This window comes from Enterococcus hulanensis (genome assembly GCF_005405485.1).
In the GTDB taxonomy this organism is placed as follows: Bacteria; Bacillota; Bacilli; order Lactobacillales; family Enterococcaceae; genus Enterococcus_A; species Enterococcus_A hulanensis.
Window position 1 is genome coordinate 87908 of the sequence record NZ_BJED01000006.1, and the last position, 15680, is coordinate 103587.

Consider the following 15680-nt stretch of genomic DNA (forward strand, 5'->3'; position numbering starts at 1 on the left):
CATGAATAATTCCCAGTTGGTCGCAGGGATTACGGAGTACATTGAAGAACATTTGCAAGAGCGAGTGACTCTTGAAGGTTTGGCCAAGCAGCTTGACTATTCAAAGTTCTATTTACTGCATGAATTCAAAGCCATCACTCAACAATCCCTTTATAACTATGTCAAGCGCAGGCGATTAAACGAAGCGGCCAAAGCTCTGCTTTATTCGGACCAAAAAATTATTGAGGTAGCGTTTCAGATGGAGTATCAAAGTCAACAAGCGTTCACCAAGGCTTTCGAAGAACTATTCAAGCTCACTCCTAAGCGCTACCGATTACAGAACAAAGAATTCTTTATTGAAGAACCCTATACTATTTCGGACTATTTAATATGGGCCGAAGAAGAAGATATAATTGTTCAACAGGGTAGACTAAGAGATCAAGAGAAAATTCTGTATTTTGCTCAATTGATGCGGGGAGCCTTGCCATATTTGGAAAAGCAGGAGTATCTGCACTCACTCAAAAAAATTATCAAAGAGAAAAACTGCTATCTTGCTTGGGCAAAAGGGCGAATCATAGGCTTGCTCTTATATGACTTTCGAAAACAAAAAATCGAAAATCTCACAGTCCTTCCCTTTTGCTGGGAACTCGAGGTCGAGCAGAAATTAATCAGGAAGTTGGTTTACGAAAAACGACCGACGGCTCTTTATACGACAACTTTTCGGTCGTTAGACAAACTGGATATTGGTCATCGGCAACGTTTGTTGAAGTTAGGCTTTGTTCCTAGTGAAGAAATTATTGAGGTCAACTATCCGACAGAAAAAATGATTTTACCCTTATCTGCTATTAACTGAATCAATAAAGTCAGACAGCTTAACGATGAATTAGGCTGTTTTTTTTGTGAAAACTTAAACTTTAATCTATCAAATTTTGGTCTAAATTCTTCAAAATGCTCTTTTAAAAAACGAAATGATAAAAAAGCAATAGCAATAAATAGAGGAAAACTGTTGGATTTTCTAAAAAATCTGCATGATCAGTCCGTTTTCTTTAAAAAATGGAGGAGAAGGGAAATGAATCTAATCTCTATTATTATTTATTGATAGTTATTATAAACAATTAATGAATTCCGTAACAAAATTCAGTAACGTTGGTTATTGTATAGTTTTACTTTTTTTGAATTTGTTATGTCGTTACTTTTTATTTATATTATTATTATTGGCGAATTTTATAAACCTTTGGGGTTGGTAGTAATGAATAAATACAAGTCTAACATTATCTTAATTTTATTTTTTACTGTTTTAAGTACTTGTCTTTCTAAAACTCTTGTTCAGGCTGAAAGCTTAAATACTGAAGATTTAGTGACTGAACATACACAACAAAGTTCAGAAGAGCAAGTAAGTACAACTGAGAATAGTGAGATGGTTATTGAGAATCAGACGTATGAGGAATCATGGGCGGTCGTTTCTACTGTTAGTGAATTGCAGACTGCGTTAAAAAATAAAGAACCTTACATAAAACTAGCGGATTCTACGGAAGTCTTTGACTTTGGAAATACAGCCATTCCTATCACAGGAAATGTCACCATTGATGGAAATAATCGTCAGATTTCTTATAATGGTGGGAATTTAAACTCAAATAAGGGGCTGTATACGACAACTGGGGGATTAACGATTAAGTTACAAAATGTGACGTTTGGCTCAGAGGATTATACAGTACCGGCAGTTGGACTTTATGGAATTATGCAAAGTGAAACGGCAACACAATTACATATTGAAAACGTGAATTATTACTCGAATCAAAGTGCACAACCCTTTTATCTTAGAAATATCAATAGCAAGATCTATTTTCATGGAACCAACCAGTTCATGCAGCAAAATGTAGATGGCTCCACGGCTAATGGGCAAGAATTTGCTGAATGTAATAATCTTGAGTTTGTTGCTGGCAGCCAGACAACCATTGTTCAAAATACTAATAACGAGCTCGGTTTTCTTTGGGCACCGGGAAGTTCTAGCAGTATTACAGTAGGAGAAGGCGCGGAGGTCGATATCACTTCAAATCACCATTTCATTTATGCTGACGGAACAAACAATAGTGTGATTACTTTAGCGAAGAATTCAAAATTTTCGGTAATGGGAACAAACTCAGCGAAGGGGTATTTTTACTATTTCGATAAACCAGCTTTTATTACAGTAGGAGAGAGTGCGGAATTCTCAGTCAATTATCCTCGTTATATGCGATTAGCAGCAGGCAGCGCGCTTAAATTTTTGCCAGATTCTGTTGGGAATTTTGAGGTAAGTCAAGATGAGTCAGTTTTTGATCGAGCTGTTGGTGCAAATTCTGCCTTTGAGATCGATAATGCAAAACGCATTCGATTTAAAGCAAAAGCAGGAACCGCTTATAACCCGATCGGATTCACGAATGCATCGAGTCAGTTCTTCTTTTCTGCGTTTGGAGAAGATACGAACGGCTATGAAGTAGTGACCAATGAACCAGCTTCACCATTGAAACTGACACCTCAGCTAGATGCTGGAACATGGAGTGTTGCAACCTCAACGATTTCGCGTTCTGCTGGTCCAAACACCCCTGATTTTACAGCTGATGAAAAAACGGCGCTGAAAAATGCAGAAACCATTACACTAAATCGTCTGAATCCGCCAGTTGAGCTATTGGCGGTTAATCAAGAAATAGACACCCATGATGCTTCGTTTCAATTGGCTGACTATCAACTGCATGGAAACGATGATCTGATCAAAGATATAGATTTTAAGCTGTACGATAAGAAAACCGATGATCCTTCAGCAGAGGGTGACGGCTTCATTGAACAGCAGCAAACGTCCAATTTAGATCAACAAGTTACATTTTCAAATCTGAAGGATAGAACTGAATATTATCTGTATGTCCGTATCGTCTGTGATCCCGATAGCCAATCAAGTGAGTGGCTGGAAGTACCATTTAAGACGGAGCAGGAAATGATTAACGTCAGTTTTCCAGTAGAGGTCGCTTTCTATTCAGATAAATCGGATGATCAGCAAAAAGTCCATGAGGCAGGAGATTATTCGATCGACAATCACAGCTCTTTTCCGGTTGCTATTCAAGCGACTGATTTTCAAGAGCTGTCAAATCCTGGAGGGATCCAGTTATTACCTTCAGCAGATGAAAACAATAAAAAGGATATACTGCTGAAATTGACTGAAGCAGGTCAGCCAATCGGTGTGTTGAGCAAAAATTTAAGTGATGCTCCTTTGAGCTTTAAAGATTTAGCGGGCAATTCTTCTACAAAGCTGGGCTTTTCCGGAATCTATTACGGTAACGAAAAAACAGCACAGAAGATCCAATACCGTTTGACCATGACTGCGGAAAGAAAGGATTAAACATTAATGGAAGAAAAACAAAAGAATAAAAAGAAATGGCTGCTGATTTTACTGCTATTATTATTGGCTTTAGGAGGAATCGGTGCTTATTTCTTCACGAGACAAGAGGCAAAACCGGTTTCGATGATCAGCGGAGAATTTTTACCAGAAGGCAAAGATGCTAATAAAATCAGTGATGCCGATTTAAAGAAAATGGCGCAGGAAAAAGTCGATCGCAGCAAGTTCAATATGGTGATCGCCCCAGATGCGACTTTTGAATCCAGCGATAAAGCTGGTGAGCTGACTATTCAAAATCCAGCTCACAACGCTTATCCCGTCAATGTCGAGATCACTCGCAATGACAATGGGGACTTGATCTATACCTCAGGTGCGATTCAACCAGGAGAAGAGATTAAAGAAGCCAAGTTAGAAAAGAAATTATCAAAAGGGGATTATCCTGCAACGGCGAAATTCTCTTTATATGATGATGAAACAAAAGAGAAAAAAGGAGAGGTCGCAGCAAAAATTACGATTCATATCAAAAACTAACAATACTATTTAATAAAAGGAGAAGAACAAGAATGAAAAAAATTTTAAGCGGATTACTAATTATTGGATTTTTAGGCGGCGGTGCTGCGAGTATTCATGCGGCAGAGGAAAATGTTAATGGAACAAATTCAGCTTCGATCACTGTAAATGGTTCACTAGGACAAGACAATGAGGATGAAAATGCACCGAATATCGATGAAGGATCAGATGACTGGATCAATGTAACACTAGATACAGCCAATATCTTTTACACGACAAAAGATTCTCAACACAAAACGATTACATCTCCTGATTACACCATTACTAATAATAGTGGTCGTGCTGTAAAAATTTCGGCAGAGGACTTTACCGTGACTTCTGGAAATCTCGATAACGTCGATGCGCTAAAGATCAGCGGAGCGGATTATAGCGCAGCAGAAAAATCAGTGGATTTGAAAACTTTTGCTGAAGGGGAATTTTTAACGCTTGCGAATAATCAAGGAAAAATGAATGTTGATACTGATGCTCAAAGTACTCATGCGAATACAACGACATATAAATATTCTGGAACGACAAAAGATGAGTACTACAAAGGAAAAGCTGAACAAACAGCGCATACGCTGACTTTGGCATTTGAAGCTTTAGGAAAAGATGGAAATCCTGTAGCGCCTTAATTAAGGAGGCGATTCTTTGAAGAGCACGATTCAAATCGAAGGGATTTTAGGTTCGTCGGATTCGCTTGCAGAGGAACAATCGACAATCCCTTCTGATTATTTGACGAGCACTAAAAATCAAGTTACCAATGTCCAGGTGACTGCAAGTTATCCAAAGACGGGCGAATATCAAAGCCAGTACCTGATATTTTCAGGAATTTGTTTGATATTGCTGCTGTTCGTTTTGAAAAAGCGGAAGACGACCGAATAAGGTGGTCTTCTTTTTTTCAAAATAATTTATAATGAGATTTACTTTTAAATAAATGGAACTCAATTATTAAGTGCCATTTCAGATTTTTATTTATTCTTGCGTAAAATAAACAACTAATCGTTAAAAAGATGTCTGGTGTTTGTTGTTTTAAATGTGTATTTAAAAAATTAATAGTATTATTTAATGCTTATAATTACGTTGATTAAGCCTTTTCTTTATGGTATCTTCAAAAGTATAAGTTGCTTTTGTTTTTTGGTTTATAGTTATTTAAATGGTGGGGTCGAACCGTATTAGTAATTTAAAAAGGGAGTTTGGCAGCTTTTTAAATAACGATTATTATATAACGTGAAAAGAAAGCAGTTTTAGGAAAGATATACTTTTTCCGTATTAAAGAGAAAGAAAAGGAGAAAAGATGAAAAGAAAGCATTTAACATGTGCAGCACTCGCGGGCTTGTTGGTACCGGCATTGCTTGCTGCACCGACGGCACTTGCAACAGAAACGCAGACCGCAACGGCAATCAGTGAAACAGTTAAAAAAACTGAGGAAGCTGCAAAAGCTCAACCTGCTGTGCCGGCGCCAGCAAAAGATAAAACAACTGTTCCAAGCACAACGCCTAAAGCGCCAAGCACTACGACTGGAAGCAGTCAACAAACATCAAGTAATAAGACGACAACTCAGCCAACAACAGAAAGCAGCACAGTAAAACCTGCAGACAAACCAAAAACAGAGGTTCCTGCAAGCAGCACAGCTGAAAAGACAACTTCTTCGTCTGCGGCTAGTACAGATAAAGTTGAAGTGAAACCTTTAGATGTAGAGGAGTTCCCTTCAAATAAACCAACGGATACCCATCCGGCTATCAATATCTTGCCGACTCAAAGTATTCGCAAAGGCAGCAGCTTTGATCCGATGAAAGGCGTTAGTGCTACGGATAAAAAAGACGGGGACATCACTTCAAAAGTGACGTACACTGGTTCAGTTGATACCAACACGCCCGGCGATTATTTACTAACTTATAAAGTAACGAACTCGCAAGGAAACTTAGCAACTCAAAGCGCGATCATTCGTGTTATTGAAGATGATATTGGCATGTATGAAATCGTGCTTGCTGATTTCAGCTTGCCAAAAGGCAGTGACTATATTCAAGCAATTCGTGAACGTATCGTGATTAGAAAACCAGATGGCACGGTTGTTCCGACTGCAGCGGCGGATATCATAGTAGCTGGAAATCATTCAACCGACCAACCGGGTACATTAGCTGTTGAGGTTGCGGTTCTTTCTGAATACAACACGATTACGAAAAAACTCGTAAACATCACGATTCTTGATACAAAAGATACAATCAGAATGGATGTTCAATCTTCTATGAGCCTTGAAGTGGGCCAAGCGTTTGATCCATACAGCTTTGCACAAGCTTACGTGATGAATGCTTCAGGTAAAGAAGATAAGCTTGCAAAAGCAAGTGCAGCTGGTGCTGTCGGTATCTGGGCAGAATCTAACGTGGATACTGCGAAAACAGGCGATTACAAAGTAACTTATACTGCATTAGCTTCAAACGGTGCAACGATTACGAAAACGATGGATGTAAAAGTAACCGAAAAAGCTGAAAAGCGTACACCAAAAATCTTAGTAGACAACAAAGTGATGTATGTTGGCGATAAATTAGATGAAGACATGATCATGGCATGGGCGAAAACAGAAAACCCAGAAGACACGATCGACGGCTTCAAAGTGACGAATGGTGATATTAAAGTAAAAGTCGTAGACAATACTTTAGTAGAGACTGGCGAACACAGCATCGAGTTCTACGCGTCTACGCCAGAAGGTGAAACTAGTACTAAGACGATCACACTAACTGTAAAAAATCGAGCAGATAGTGAGCCGTCGAAACCAAATGAAGATACAAAAAAGGTAGCTGATACTACAAATAAAGCCACTAATACGGCAAATAAACAGACTGTTCCTACCCGTGCAACTACTCAAAGCGGCAAGCAATTACCGAAAACAGGTGAAGAATCAACCAGCCTGTTTGTTACATTAATTGGCGGATTCATGGTTCTGTTAGCTTTTGCTCTTAAACGCATGAAAAAAGCAAACTAAAGTTTAAAAGCTTCCTTCATTAAGTTGAGGGAAGCTTTTTTTGGCTATTTTTGATTTCTTCGTCCGTGTTTGATGATCCATTCCTGTGGTTTGGTCGAAGGCGTTTTGCGCCATTCGCTGATAAGATAATCGGCTTTTTCTGGCGCATCTTTGTAGAGATCATTTAGATTATTACCGACACTTTTTTGCACGAACTTTTCCGGATCGTCCTTTAGATTCGTTAAAATTTCTGCGTAACGATCGAACTCATTTAAAGCAGCATAAATTTTTTCCGACCATGGCAAACGAGTTCGTACACCTTCACAAGCGAGTCGGCGCACATGAACATTTTCATCTTTACTCCACTTAATCAATTCATCCATGACTTCCTGCGGATGCTCCTTCAATAAAGGTCGAATCGCATATTCGCCAGTGAAGCGCTTCGTTAATTCCTTCAAAAAGGCTAGTGATACTTCCCAATCTTCATTGCCATGACGTTCAACATAACGGCCGATCGGCCATAGCCACCAGCCGAAACTAAACATCCCTGTTGACTGCTCCAATTCAGGACCGAGAAGTTGATGGAAAGCGTGGATATTTTCAATATAGTCTCCGCTCAAGTTTTTATCTAACGCATCAACGATAAAATCAAAGCGCGCAAACAATTCTTTATCTTCCAGATTTCCGACTAACTCAGCAGAAAAATGTTCACTGTCAAAGTCAGGTTGAACTTCCGTGATTTTTTTTGCTAGGTCTAAAATGTATGGATCATTATAGTGATCTTTATGTTTCAACTGTATCCGCCTCCCAATATATTCTTTGTTTCGATGATACCATAATTACAGACGATTTTTTTAACAGTCAATATCTTCCAAGCGATTTAGCAAAAGGATTGGTACAATAGGAAAAAAGAAAGGAGGCGAGCCATTGAATCAGAAAATTATTTGTTACGACGAAGACTTGGGCATTGAGGCTTACTCCTTCACTGGTGTGTCGCAAAATTTTCCCAATCACTTTCACGATTATTATGTCGTCGGGTTGATTGAAGAGGGAAAAAGGAATTTAGTAGTTAATAACCAAGAGTACATGCTGGAACCGGGTGATTTAATCACGTTTAATCCCTATGACAATCATAGCTGCGAAGGTCTTGAGGGGGATCGTCTAACCTATCTTTGCATCAATCTAAAAAAAGAGATTTTTCAGCCATTCACAGGTGCTGAGTTACCAAAATTCCTTGCGCCGATGCAGGCACAAACGAAATATGCGGAAGATTTTCGCAGGCTGCATCAGATAATCATGAATGAAGGGGAAGCGGAAGAAAAAGAAACGTTGTTTATTTTGTTGATTGAAGAATTATTGCAGCAATATACTCAAACAACACGGGCGGCAATAATTAACGAACAAGAAACGATCGCCAAAGTTTGCAGCTATTTAGAAGCGCATTATGATCAGAAAATTACCTTGGATCAGCTTTGCGCGCTGGTTCATTTAAACAAGCATTCTTTGGTTCGCCAATTTACGCGAGAAAAAGGCATCACACCCTATCGTTATCTCGAAACATTCCGAATCGTCAAAGCAAAGGAATTATTGGAGCAAGGCTGTAGTCTGACTGAGACTGCTGATCGGACGGGCTTTTACGATCAGAGTCATTTTACGAATTATTTCAGCCGGTTTATCGGTTTGACGCCCAATCAATATCGAACAATTTTTGAAAAAAGAAATGGGGAGTAAGATGTCAGTTAAGGAGTTAAAATGTGTGATGGTAGTGGATGAATCCATGCCATTAGGAATTATTGCAAATAGTACGGCGGTTATGGGTGTAACGATCGGCAAGCTTTTTCCAGAAGTCGTGGGGCAAAGTATCACTGATCAAAGCGGCTATTCTCATCAAGGGATCATTGAGTTTCCGATTCCAATTTTAAAAGGCAATCGTGAATTTCTGCGAATGATGCGGACACGGCTATATGAACCAGATTTTGAAAAATTAACGGTCGTCGATTTTTTCGATATCGCCCAAGGCTGTAAAACCTATAGTGAATACATTGAAAAGATGAAGGAAGTGCCTGAATCTGCCATCGATTATTTTGGACTGACACTTTTTGGCAATAAGAAGCAGGTTAATAAGCTGACCGGCAGTTTGCCGCTGTTGCGCTGAGTTATTTTTCCCAACAAAATCATTAGTTCCTTTCCATGCAAATTTCAGCAAAAAGTGGTATTTTAGATAAGATGATTTTCTAGGGGGGGTTACATGAGTCTTGAAATTCTATCGAAGATTCTTTCGATTATTGTATTGAATTTAGTTCTGAGCGGCGATAACGCGGTGGTGATTGCGTTGGCGACTCGAAAATTGCCGAAAAATTCGCAGAACAAAGCTATTGTAATCGGGACAGCGGGAGCAGTCGTCTTAAGAATTCTTTTGATGCTGATCGCGGTTGAACTATTAACGGTACCATACGTAAAAATTATTGGAGCGGGTTTACTATTCTACATTGCCTATGATTTATTGAAATCGAATGGAGAAGAGGCGGAGGTTAAAAGTGAAACCACCCTGTTATCTGCAGTTCGGACGATCATTATTGCCGATCTCGTGATGAGTCTGGATAATGTATTGGCCATCGCAGGTGTTGCGGACGGACATTTTTTATTGGCTGTTTTAGGGCTGATCATCAGTATTCCAATCGTGATTTTCGGCAGCCAAGTCATTTTGAAGCTAATGGATCGTTTCCCTTGGCTGATTTGGATCGGTGCTTTGTTGATTGCTTATACGGCCGGATCGATGTTGGTGGAAGATAATTTTATTCATCATTTAATCCGTGGATTGAGTAACGGGCATATCGTTTCAATCGCTTCGTGTGTTTTATTAGTGGGAATGTATTTTCTCTTTAATCGAAAACAATCTTAATATATAGACGAACTGCTGCAAATAAATTGCAGTAGTTTTTTTGTTAAATTGGGAAACTACAAGATAGATTTCTCAGGTATACTAGAGAAAACGTTGTCAACAAGGAGATGGAAATGAATATAGCAATCTGTGATGATGACCGCTTGATGAGTGGTCAAGTTGAAAAATTAGTTGATCAGGTTTTCCATGGGGAAACGAACAAATACAATACGGAAGTTTTCTTTTCAGGCGATGCGTTGTTGGCATTTTTGACAGAGCAGCCTAATTTCTTCCATATCTATCTTTTAGATATTGAAATGGCTGGTACAGATGGGTTAGAAACCGCTGCGCAGATTCGCAAAGCAGACTCAGATGCGGTGATCATCTTTATGACCAGTCATGCAGAATTGATGTCAGAGGCCTTTGAGGTTTTGGCCTTTCAATTTATCGTCAAGCCTTTTGATCAGGAAAAGGCGTTAGGAATCTTGTCTTCAGCGATTCGTTATTTGCAAAAGCGCAAAGGCGTATTCCAATTTGTGGCACAGAAGAAAATCTATACTTTCTTTTTGTCGCAAATCAGTTTTATTGAAAGCTCTGGGCGGAAAATTTTTCTTCACACTACTGAAGGAGAAACGTATGAATATTATGGCACCTTAAAGGATGCACGAGAACAAGTAAAAGGAATATTCTTTGCTCAGATCCATAATTCCATCATTATCAATTTGGAACAGCTGCGTACCGTTGAGAGTAATTTTGTCTATTTGAAAGAGGATAAAAAATTGCCGATCAGTAAAAAATTTCACGCGTCCTTCCATGAACAATTCCAACAATTTGTTTTGTCACGGTAAAGGAGGCGGCTGCATGGACTTTTTAGAAAATTTTATTCCAGTTACAGTTTTGACGACACTCAGTTCAGGTTTATTGTTTTTAAGCTTTTTTACTGTTAAGGCAAGTATTCCGAAACGCAGAATTTTTTTAATGATTTATTTAGTAGTGGTTCCTTATTATTTCATCAATATTTTTTCCAATCAGTCAGGCGGACCACTGCGTCCTTTGTATAATTTATTGGGCACGCTGCTTTTTTTGCTAGGTGTTCAGTTTTTCTTTGTTGGCCGGCTGTATCAAAAGGGATTAGTCGCTATCTTGTTTATTGTTTTTACTGTGATCAGCGAAGGAATATTAGCTATTTTGACTCGGTTGATTTTATCTAGTGATGATTTGTTGGAGTTTATTGTCAGAGGCGGCGTGGGAAATCGAATTGCGATGCTGATCAATTTTTTGCTGATTTTTTCTTTTTGGTCCGCTAGAAAAAAACGGGATATTTCGATTCAGCGGAATTTTTCCATCATTCAATTATTGATTGCCTCTCTTTGTAGTCTATCGATCGGTATTCTAGTCATTAGTGTGATGAGCACCACCCAATTTGTGATTAAAGACTATCTGTTAATGGGCAGCTTGATTGTGCTGCTGTTTCTGTTTTATTTAAGCTTTGAAATGTCCGATAATCTATCTAAAAAGAATCAAGAATACCAATTGCAGGAACAGCGTCATGAGCTGCTGGAAGAATATTATCAGCAAATTGAGAAACACCAAAAAGAGGTTCGAAAAATAAAGCATGACATGAAGAATCAATTGTATTCGATCGTTGGCTATTTAGATATGAATAAAGAAGCGACTGCAAATCAGCAAATCAATGAATTGATTCAGCAGCTGGATTCAAATGAAATTCCTTCCTTTACGCCGCATAGCGGTTTAAACGCTTTGCTGCGGCTGCATTATCAGAAAATCAGACAGGCGGGAATCACCTGCGAGTTTGAAATCAAATGTCCAGAAAAAATGGGCTTTTCCGATGCGAATCTTTCTTCATTAATTGGCAATATTTTAGACAATGCCAGAGAAGCCTGCGAGCATTGCGATACTCAGAAATATATTCAATTAAAAATAGTCTATTTCAATCATTCATTAGTCGTTTCCTGCGAAAACAGTACGGATGGCAAAGTCACATCTTTTACCACGCGGAAACAGGATAAAACCAGTCACGGTATTGGAATGAAAACGATTCGTCAAATCGTAGAAGCTTATCATGGCAGTCTGAATTATGCGATCGATGATTATTCTTTTAAAGTGTCCTTTAATTTATTTGAACAAACATGACGAGAAACCTAAGCAAACATGACGGCTTCCTAAAATTCCCCATCTAAGATGATAAATTATGAGTGTAGCAAAGAAAGACACCAACACACATAATTGGAGGAATGAAAAATGGAATATCGAATTGTAGAATTAGAAAGTTTCAAGTTAGCCGGTATGAAGATGCGCTCAACCAATGACAATCAGCAGGGCATGAAGGATTGTGAAGCCTTCTGGAATCAATTCATCTCAGAAAATAAACATGAAGCAGTGGCACCTTTGATCAATCGGGAACCCTTTGGCGTGATCGGCGCGAGCTTTTACAATGTTAATTCAGAGGACAGTAAGAAATTTGACTACTATATTGCTGCAGCCACGACTGCGCCGACACCTGATGGTATGGAGGAAGCAGAGGTTCCTGCGAATACTTGGGCAGTCTTTCCTTGTACAGGAAAAACAGCCGGGACTACCCAGATCGAGATAGTTACGAAATGGGGACCAGAGTCAGAAGAATACGAATTATTAAATACAGGATACATGACAGGGGAGATGAGTTCTGGCGGACCAGATTTGGAGGTTTATACTCAAGGAGAAGATATGGAAATCTGGGTGCCGGTAAAAAGAAAATAGCTGATCGTAAATAATGAAGTCCAGCATTCGTAGGATGCTGGGCTTTTTCTGTCTTGCTTCAAAGAAACAGCCGACAAGCGGACGGAAAATCCTTGGATTGCTTCTGCTAGAGTGAGAACGATTCTCTTTTGGAAGCCTTGCGGGAGAAAATTCCCTTCGTTATACTGAAAGAGTGATTGTAAGTGTTTACACGAACTTTACGGATGCGGTGAGACAACATCCATTGAAAATTTGGAGAAACACAACTGGAGGTGGAAAGAATGTTTAAACGATGACTTTGAGCGTCACAAAACTTAGAGGTTCTAAGCGCGTCAATTAAATATTTTTCCTCCTCGGATAAGCTAAAATAAAATTTTATCCAGGAGCAGCCTTTTTTGGCATGCTCTTTTTCTGTTGGAGGAAAAATGCATACCCCAATTAAGAAAGGAATGGATAAAGTGGAATTAAGAACAAGTTTACCAGAGATTTTTGATGAGTTTGGCGAAGCGAGAAGACAAGGCTTTTTAACGGTTAAGGAGATCAAAGAAAAAGGCAAGCCGGTTGTGGGAGTTTATTGTACCTTCATGCCGGAAGAATTGGTGCTGGCGGGAGGCGCGATCCAGATCAGTTTGTGTTCGACTTCTGATGAAACGATTCCTGATGCAGAAGAGGATTTGCCACGGAATTTGTGTCCCTTGATCAAATCAAGTTATGGTTTCGGGAAGACAGATAAGTGTCCGTACTTCTATTTTTCTGATTTAGTGGTAGGTGAAACGACCTGTGACGGCAAGAAAAAAATGTATGAATACATGGAAGATTTTAAAGATACGTATTTGATGCAGCTGCCGCATATGCGCGATACCGAAGAAAGTAAAAAATTATGGTATAGCGAATTGGTCCGCTTTAAAGAAAAACTGGAAGATTTCTTGGATGTTGAGATCACAGAGGAAAAAATCAGAGAAGCGATCGTGTTGAAAAATCGTGAACGCCAAGCAAAACAAAATTTCTATCGCTTAGGCCAACTAAATCCGCCGGCAATCACTGGACAAGAGATTTTCCAAGTGATGTATGGCTCTCAGTATAAATTTGATAAAGAAGAAGTTATCCAAATGCTGGATGAAACGACGGCGAAAGTTAAAGAAGAGTACGATGCCGGCAAGCGTTTGGATAAAAAACCGCGAATTTTAGTGACCGGCTCGCCGATGGGGGGCGTTACCGAAAAAGTGATTCGCGCGATCGAAGAAAACGGCGGTTTGGTAGTTGCTTATGAAAATTGTACCGTAGCGAAGGCTGTGGAACGGTTAGTCGATGAAACGGAAGAGGATGTGTATCAAGCATTAACGGATAAATATATTAATATCGGCTGTGCCTGCATGTCCAATAACCAGCCGCGGAAAGAATTATTGAGTCAAATGATCGATGATTATCAAGTAGATGGGGTAATCGACATGGTCTTGCAGAATTGTATCCCATTCTCCGTGGAATCGTTGAAGATCAAACGCTTCTTGAATGAAGAAAAACACACGCCGTATATGTATTTGGAGACGGATTATTCAACGTCAGATATTGAACAAATCAACACACGCGTAACGGCGTTTATCGAAATGTTAGAGGAAGAGGCTGTATGTACACAATAGGATTAGATTCTGGTTCCACCACAACAAAAGGCGTGCTTTTTTCCAATGAGGAGTTGATCGATAAATATTTGATTCCGACTGCTGGAAATCCCAAAGGAGCAATGTCGGAGGTTGTAGATTATTTTAAGCGAAGTTATGTGTTGGATGAGCTGAAGCTTGTGACCACTGGTTATGGAAGAAAGCTGTTGCCAGCAGATTTGGCTGTTACTGAAATTACTTGTCATGGCAAAGGAGCTGAATTTTTACGTCCTGGAGTGAAGCAAGTCATCGATATCGGTGGTCAAGATTGTAAGACGATTCAGTTGAACGGAAAAGGCAATGTCGTAGAATTTAGTATGAACGATCGGTGTGCTGCCGGAACTGGACGGTTCGTGGAAGTCATGATGCGAACCTTAGGAGAAGATATTTCAGATTTGGATCATTTTGTGCAGGACGCGAAGCCAGTCACAATCAACAGTATGTGTACGGTCTTTGCGGAATCGGAAGTAATCAGTTTGATTTCAAAAGGTGAAGATCGAGAAGATATTGCGCTAGGAGTCCTTCATTCTATCGCACAGCGGATCAGCAGCCAGTATTCAAAATTAAGACCAATTCGAGGTGAGGAAGTACTATTTACTGGCGGGCTTTCAAAAAGTGCGACCTTTGCCAAAGTTTTAGAACAATATGTAGCAGCACCAGTCAAAAGAGATGATTTATCTCAATACGCCGGAGCAATCGGGGCGGCACAGATCGGGATAAAAAAATTAAGTTAAGCAAAAAGAATGCGGCCAACGTTAGCCGCATTCTTTTTTTATTTTCGTATCAGCTGTCTCAAAGCAATACTAAAGGCTGGCAAGTATAAGAAAAATAGCGAGAGGCGCTGCCAAAAGCCGCGAGTAGAAGAAAGCAGGCTGCCGACTACTGGTAAATAGTAAGCCGCAAATAAAATCAACGCTGCGATCGAACCTAATAGGCAGATAGAATAAAAAAGCGAAACAACTTTTTGATGATTCAGGCTTGCTTGATAGGCTAATAGTAATGGAACAAACATCATGGCTACCATAGCGATTCCTGAAAAGGCCGCATGCAGAAAGTAAGCGGGACTAAAGAAGCTTGCGGTATCGCTGATTTTTACTACTCCAGTTAGAATACAATCGCCAAAGCCATATAGCGCGATTGCACCTGCTAAAATTTGAGCGAAACGTCTTGATTTTGATTGAAAAAAAGTATAGATGCCGACGCTTGATAAGACGAATAAGCTGCCGGTAATTATGGAACCATTATTGAAATAAGTTTGTACAGGACTAGTGGATTCGCCTAGCTGGCTGATGATCATCGTCATTTGATCAAAACCAGGATAGAACTGACCTAAATAATAAGGCAATGAAAAATCTCCGACTACTGCAAGAATCAGAAATAGCGGAGAGAGCTTCTTTAAAATGGACATCAGTAACTCCTTACGAAAGTTTTCTTTATAATACTTTATTTTCTGCAAAAATTCGAGAAATAAAAGAAGGACAAACTTTTCTCAAGTTCTTTTTTAGGGTGAAAAAAAATGATTTTTAATTGACTCGCCAGTCATTGACT

16 protein-coding genes are annotated in these 15680 nt (G+C 39.4%); 14 read left to right on the plus strand and 2 right to left on the minus strand.

Annotated elements, in window-relative coordinates:
• The first annotated feature begins 1 nt into the window (after window position 1).
• The 6 genes from FFR60_RS08120 (at window position 2) to FFR60_RS08145 (ending at window position 6878) form a co-directional block, all read left to right on the plus strand.
• On the plus strand, window positions 2–832 hold the full coding sequence (locus FFR60_RS08120; protein WP_137663751.1) for a helix-turn-helix transcriptional regulator: 831 nt from the start codon (window positions 2–4) through the stop codon (window positions 830–832).
• A gap of 396 nt (window positions 833–1228) precedes the next feature.
• The gene (locus FFR60_RS08125; RefSeq protein ID WP_137663752.1) at window positions 1229–3349 is read left to right on the plus strand and encodes a pectate lyase-like adhesive domain-containing protein; all 2121 of its coding nucleotides are present in this window, start codon (window positions 1229–1231) and stop codon (window positions 3347–3349) included.
• Between the two features lie 6 nt (window positions 3350–3355).
• Window positions 3356–3877 (plus strand): hypothetical protein, encoded by a 522-nt coding sequence (locus tag FFR60_RS08130; RefSeq protein WP_088933359.1) that lies wholly within the window; start codon window positions 3356–3358, stop codon window positions 3875–3877.
• A 32-nt stretch (window positions 3878–3909) separates the two neighbouring features.
• Window positions 3910–4530, plus strand: coding sequence for a hypothetical protein (locus FFR60_RS08135; protein WP_137663753.1), 621 nt, complete (start codon window positions 3910–3912; stop codon window positions 4528–4530).
• A gap of 16 nt (window positions 4531–4546) precedes the next feature.
• Window positions 4547–4780, plus strand: a complete 234-nt coding sequence (locus FFR60_RS08140) for an LPXTG cell wall anchor domain-containing protein (protein ID WP_137663754.1) — start codon at window positions 4547–4549, stop codon at window positions 4778–4780.
• Between the two features lie 412 nt (window positions 4781–5192).
• The gene (locus FFR60_RS08145) at window positions 5193–6878 is read left to right on the plus strand and encodes an immunoglobulin-like domain-containing protein (RefSeq protein ID WP_137663755.1); all 1686 of its coding nucleotides are present in this window, start codon (window positions 5193–5195) and stop codon (window positions 6876–6878) included.
• Between the two features lie 44 nt (window positions 6879–6922).
• On the opposite strand, the gene FFR60_RS08150 is transcribed toward FFR60_RS08145, so the two are convergent.
• Complete coding sequence (locus FFR60_RS08150) at window positions 6923–7651, minus strand: DNA alkylation repair protein (RefSeq protein WP_137663756.1); 729 nt, start codon at window positions 7649–7651, stop codon at window positions 6923–6925.
• A 133-nt stretch (window positions 7652–7784) separates the two neighbouring features.
• Between FFR60_RS08150 and FFR60_RS08155 the strand changes: the two genes are divergently transcribed.
• The 8 genes from FFR60_RS08155 to FFR60_RS08190 all read left to right on the plus strand — a co-directional run bounded on the left by FFR60_RS08155 (window position 7785) and on the right by FFR60_RS08190 (window position 14866).
• Window positions 7785–8588, plus strand: a complete 804-nt coding sequence (locus tag FFR60_RS08155; RefSeq protein WP_137663757.1) for a helix-turn-helix domain-containing protein — start codon at window positions 7785–7787, stop codon at window positions 8586–8588.
• 1 nt (window position 8589) lies between these two features.
• Complete coding sequence (locus FFR60_RS08160) at window positions 8590–9012, plus strand: DUF2000 domain-containing protein (protein ID WP_137663758.1); 423 nt, start codon at window positions 8590–8592, stop codon at window positions 9010–9012.
• A gap of 93 nt (window positions 9013–9105) precedes the next feature.
• Window positions 9106–9759, plus strand: a complete 654-nt coding sequence (locus FFR60_RS08165) for a TerC family protein (protein WP_137663759.1) — start codon at window positions 9106–9108, stop codon at window positions 9757–9759.
• A 113-nt stretch (window positions 9760–9872) separates the two neighbouring features.
• Window positions 9873–10586, plus strand: a complete 714-nt coding sequence (locus FFR60_RS08170) for a LytR/AlgR family response regulator transcription factor (protein ID WP_137663760.1) — start codon at window positions 9873–9875, stop codon at window positions 10584–10586.
• 13 nt (window positions 10587–10599) lie between these two features.
• A complete protein-coding gene (locus FFR60_RS08175) occupies window positions 10600–11892 on the plus strand; it encodes a sensor histidine kinase (protein WP_088933350.1) in 1293 nt (430 codons plus the stop codon).
• Between the two features lie 108 nt (window positions 11893–12000).
• Window positions 12001–12498 carry a GyrI-like domain-containing protein gene (locus FFR60_RS08180; protein ID WP_137663761.1) on the plus strand — a complete coding sequence of 166 codons (498 nt, stop codon included), beginning with the start codon at window positions 12001–12003 and terminating at the stop codon, window positions 12496–12498.
• Window positions 12499–12935: 437 nt separating this feature from the next.
• Window positions 12936–14114, plus strand: a complete 1179-nt coding sequence (locus FFR60_RS08185) for a double-cubane-cluster-containing anaerobic reductase (protein ID WP_088934665.1) — start codon at window positions 12936–12938, stop codon at window positions 14112–14114.
• A complete protein-coding gene (locus FFR60_RS08190) occupies window positions 14102–14866 on the plus strand; it encodes an acyl-CoA dehydratase activase (protein ID WP_137663762.1) in 765 nt (254 codons plus the stop codon). Before FFR60_RS08185 ends, FFR60_RS08190 begins: the two co-directional genes overlap by 13 nt.
• A 38-nt stretch (window positions 14867–14904) precedes the next feature.
• Here FFR60_RS08190 and FFR60_RS08195 read toward each other — a convergent pair whose 3' ends face one another.
• The gene (locus FFR60_RS08195; RefSeq protein WP_137663763.1) at window positions 14905–15540 is read right to left on the minus strand and encodes a DUF998 domain-containing protein; all 636 of its coding nucleotides are present in this window, start codon (window positions 15538–15540) and stop codon (window positions 14905–14907) included.
• Window positions 15541–15680 lie beyond the last annotated feature (140 nt).

What these genes read in the sequence shown, in the direction of transcription:
- FFR60_RS08190 (WP_137663762.1), top strand. Translation starts at nt 14,102, where the DNA reads ATGTACACAATAGGATTAGATTCTGGTTCCACCACAACAAAAGGCGTG.
- FFR60_RS08180 (WP_137663761.1), top strand. Translation starts at nt 12,001, where the DNA reads ATGGAATATCGAATTGTAGAATTAGAAAGTTTCAAGTTAGCCGGTATG.
- FFR60_RS08160 (WP_137663758.1), top strand. Translation starts at nt 8,590, where the DNA reads ATGTCAGTTAAGGAGTTAAAATGTGTGATGGTAGTGGATGAATCCATG.
- FFR60_RS08195 (WP_137663763.1), bottom strand. Translation starts at nt 15,540, where the DNA reads ATGTCCATTTTAAAGAAGCTCTCTCCGCTATTTCTGATTCTTGCAGTA.
- FFR60_RS08135 (WP_137663753.1), top strand. Translation starts at nt 3,910, where the DNA reads ATGAAAAAAATTTTAAGCGGATTACTAATTATTGGATTTTTAGGCGGC.
- FFR60_RS08145 (WP_137663755.1), top strand. Translation starts at nt 5,193, where the DNA reads ATGAAAAGAAAGCATTTAACATGTGCAGCACTCGCGGGCTTGTTGGTA.
- FFR60_RS08125 (WP_137663752.1), top strand. Translation starts at nt 1,229, where the DNA reads ATGAATAAATACAAGTCTAACATTATCTTAATTTTATTTTTTACTGTT.
- FFR60_RS08170 (WP_137663760.1), top strand. Translation starts at nt 9,873, where the DNA reads ATGAATATAGCAATCTGTGATGATGACCGCTTGATGAGTGGTCAAGTT.
- FFR60_RS08130 (WP_088933359.1), top strand. Translation starts at nt 3,356, where the DNA reads ATGGAAGAAAAACAAAAGAATAAAAAGAAATGGCTGCTGATTTTACTG.
- FFR60_RS08120 (WP_137663751.1), top strand. Translation starts at nt 2, where the DNA reads ATGAATAATTCCCAGTTGGTCGCAGGGATTACGGAGTACATTGAAGAA.
- FFR60_RS08175 (WP_088933350.1), top strand. Translation starts at nt 10,600, where the DNA reads ATGGACTTTTTAGAAAATTTTATTCCAGTTACAGTTTTGACGACACTC.
- FFR60_RS08165 (WP_137663759.1), top strand. Translation starts at nt 9,106, where the DNA reads ATGAGTCTTGAAATTCTATCGAAGATTCTTTCGATTATTGTATTGAAT.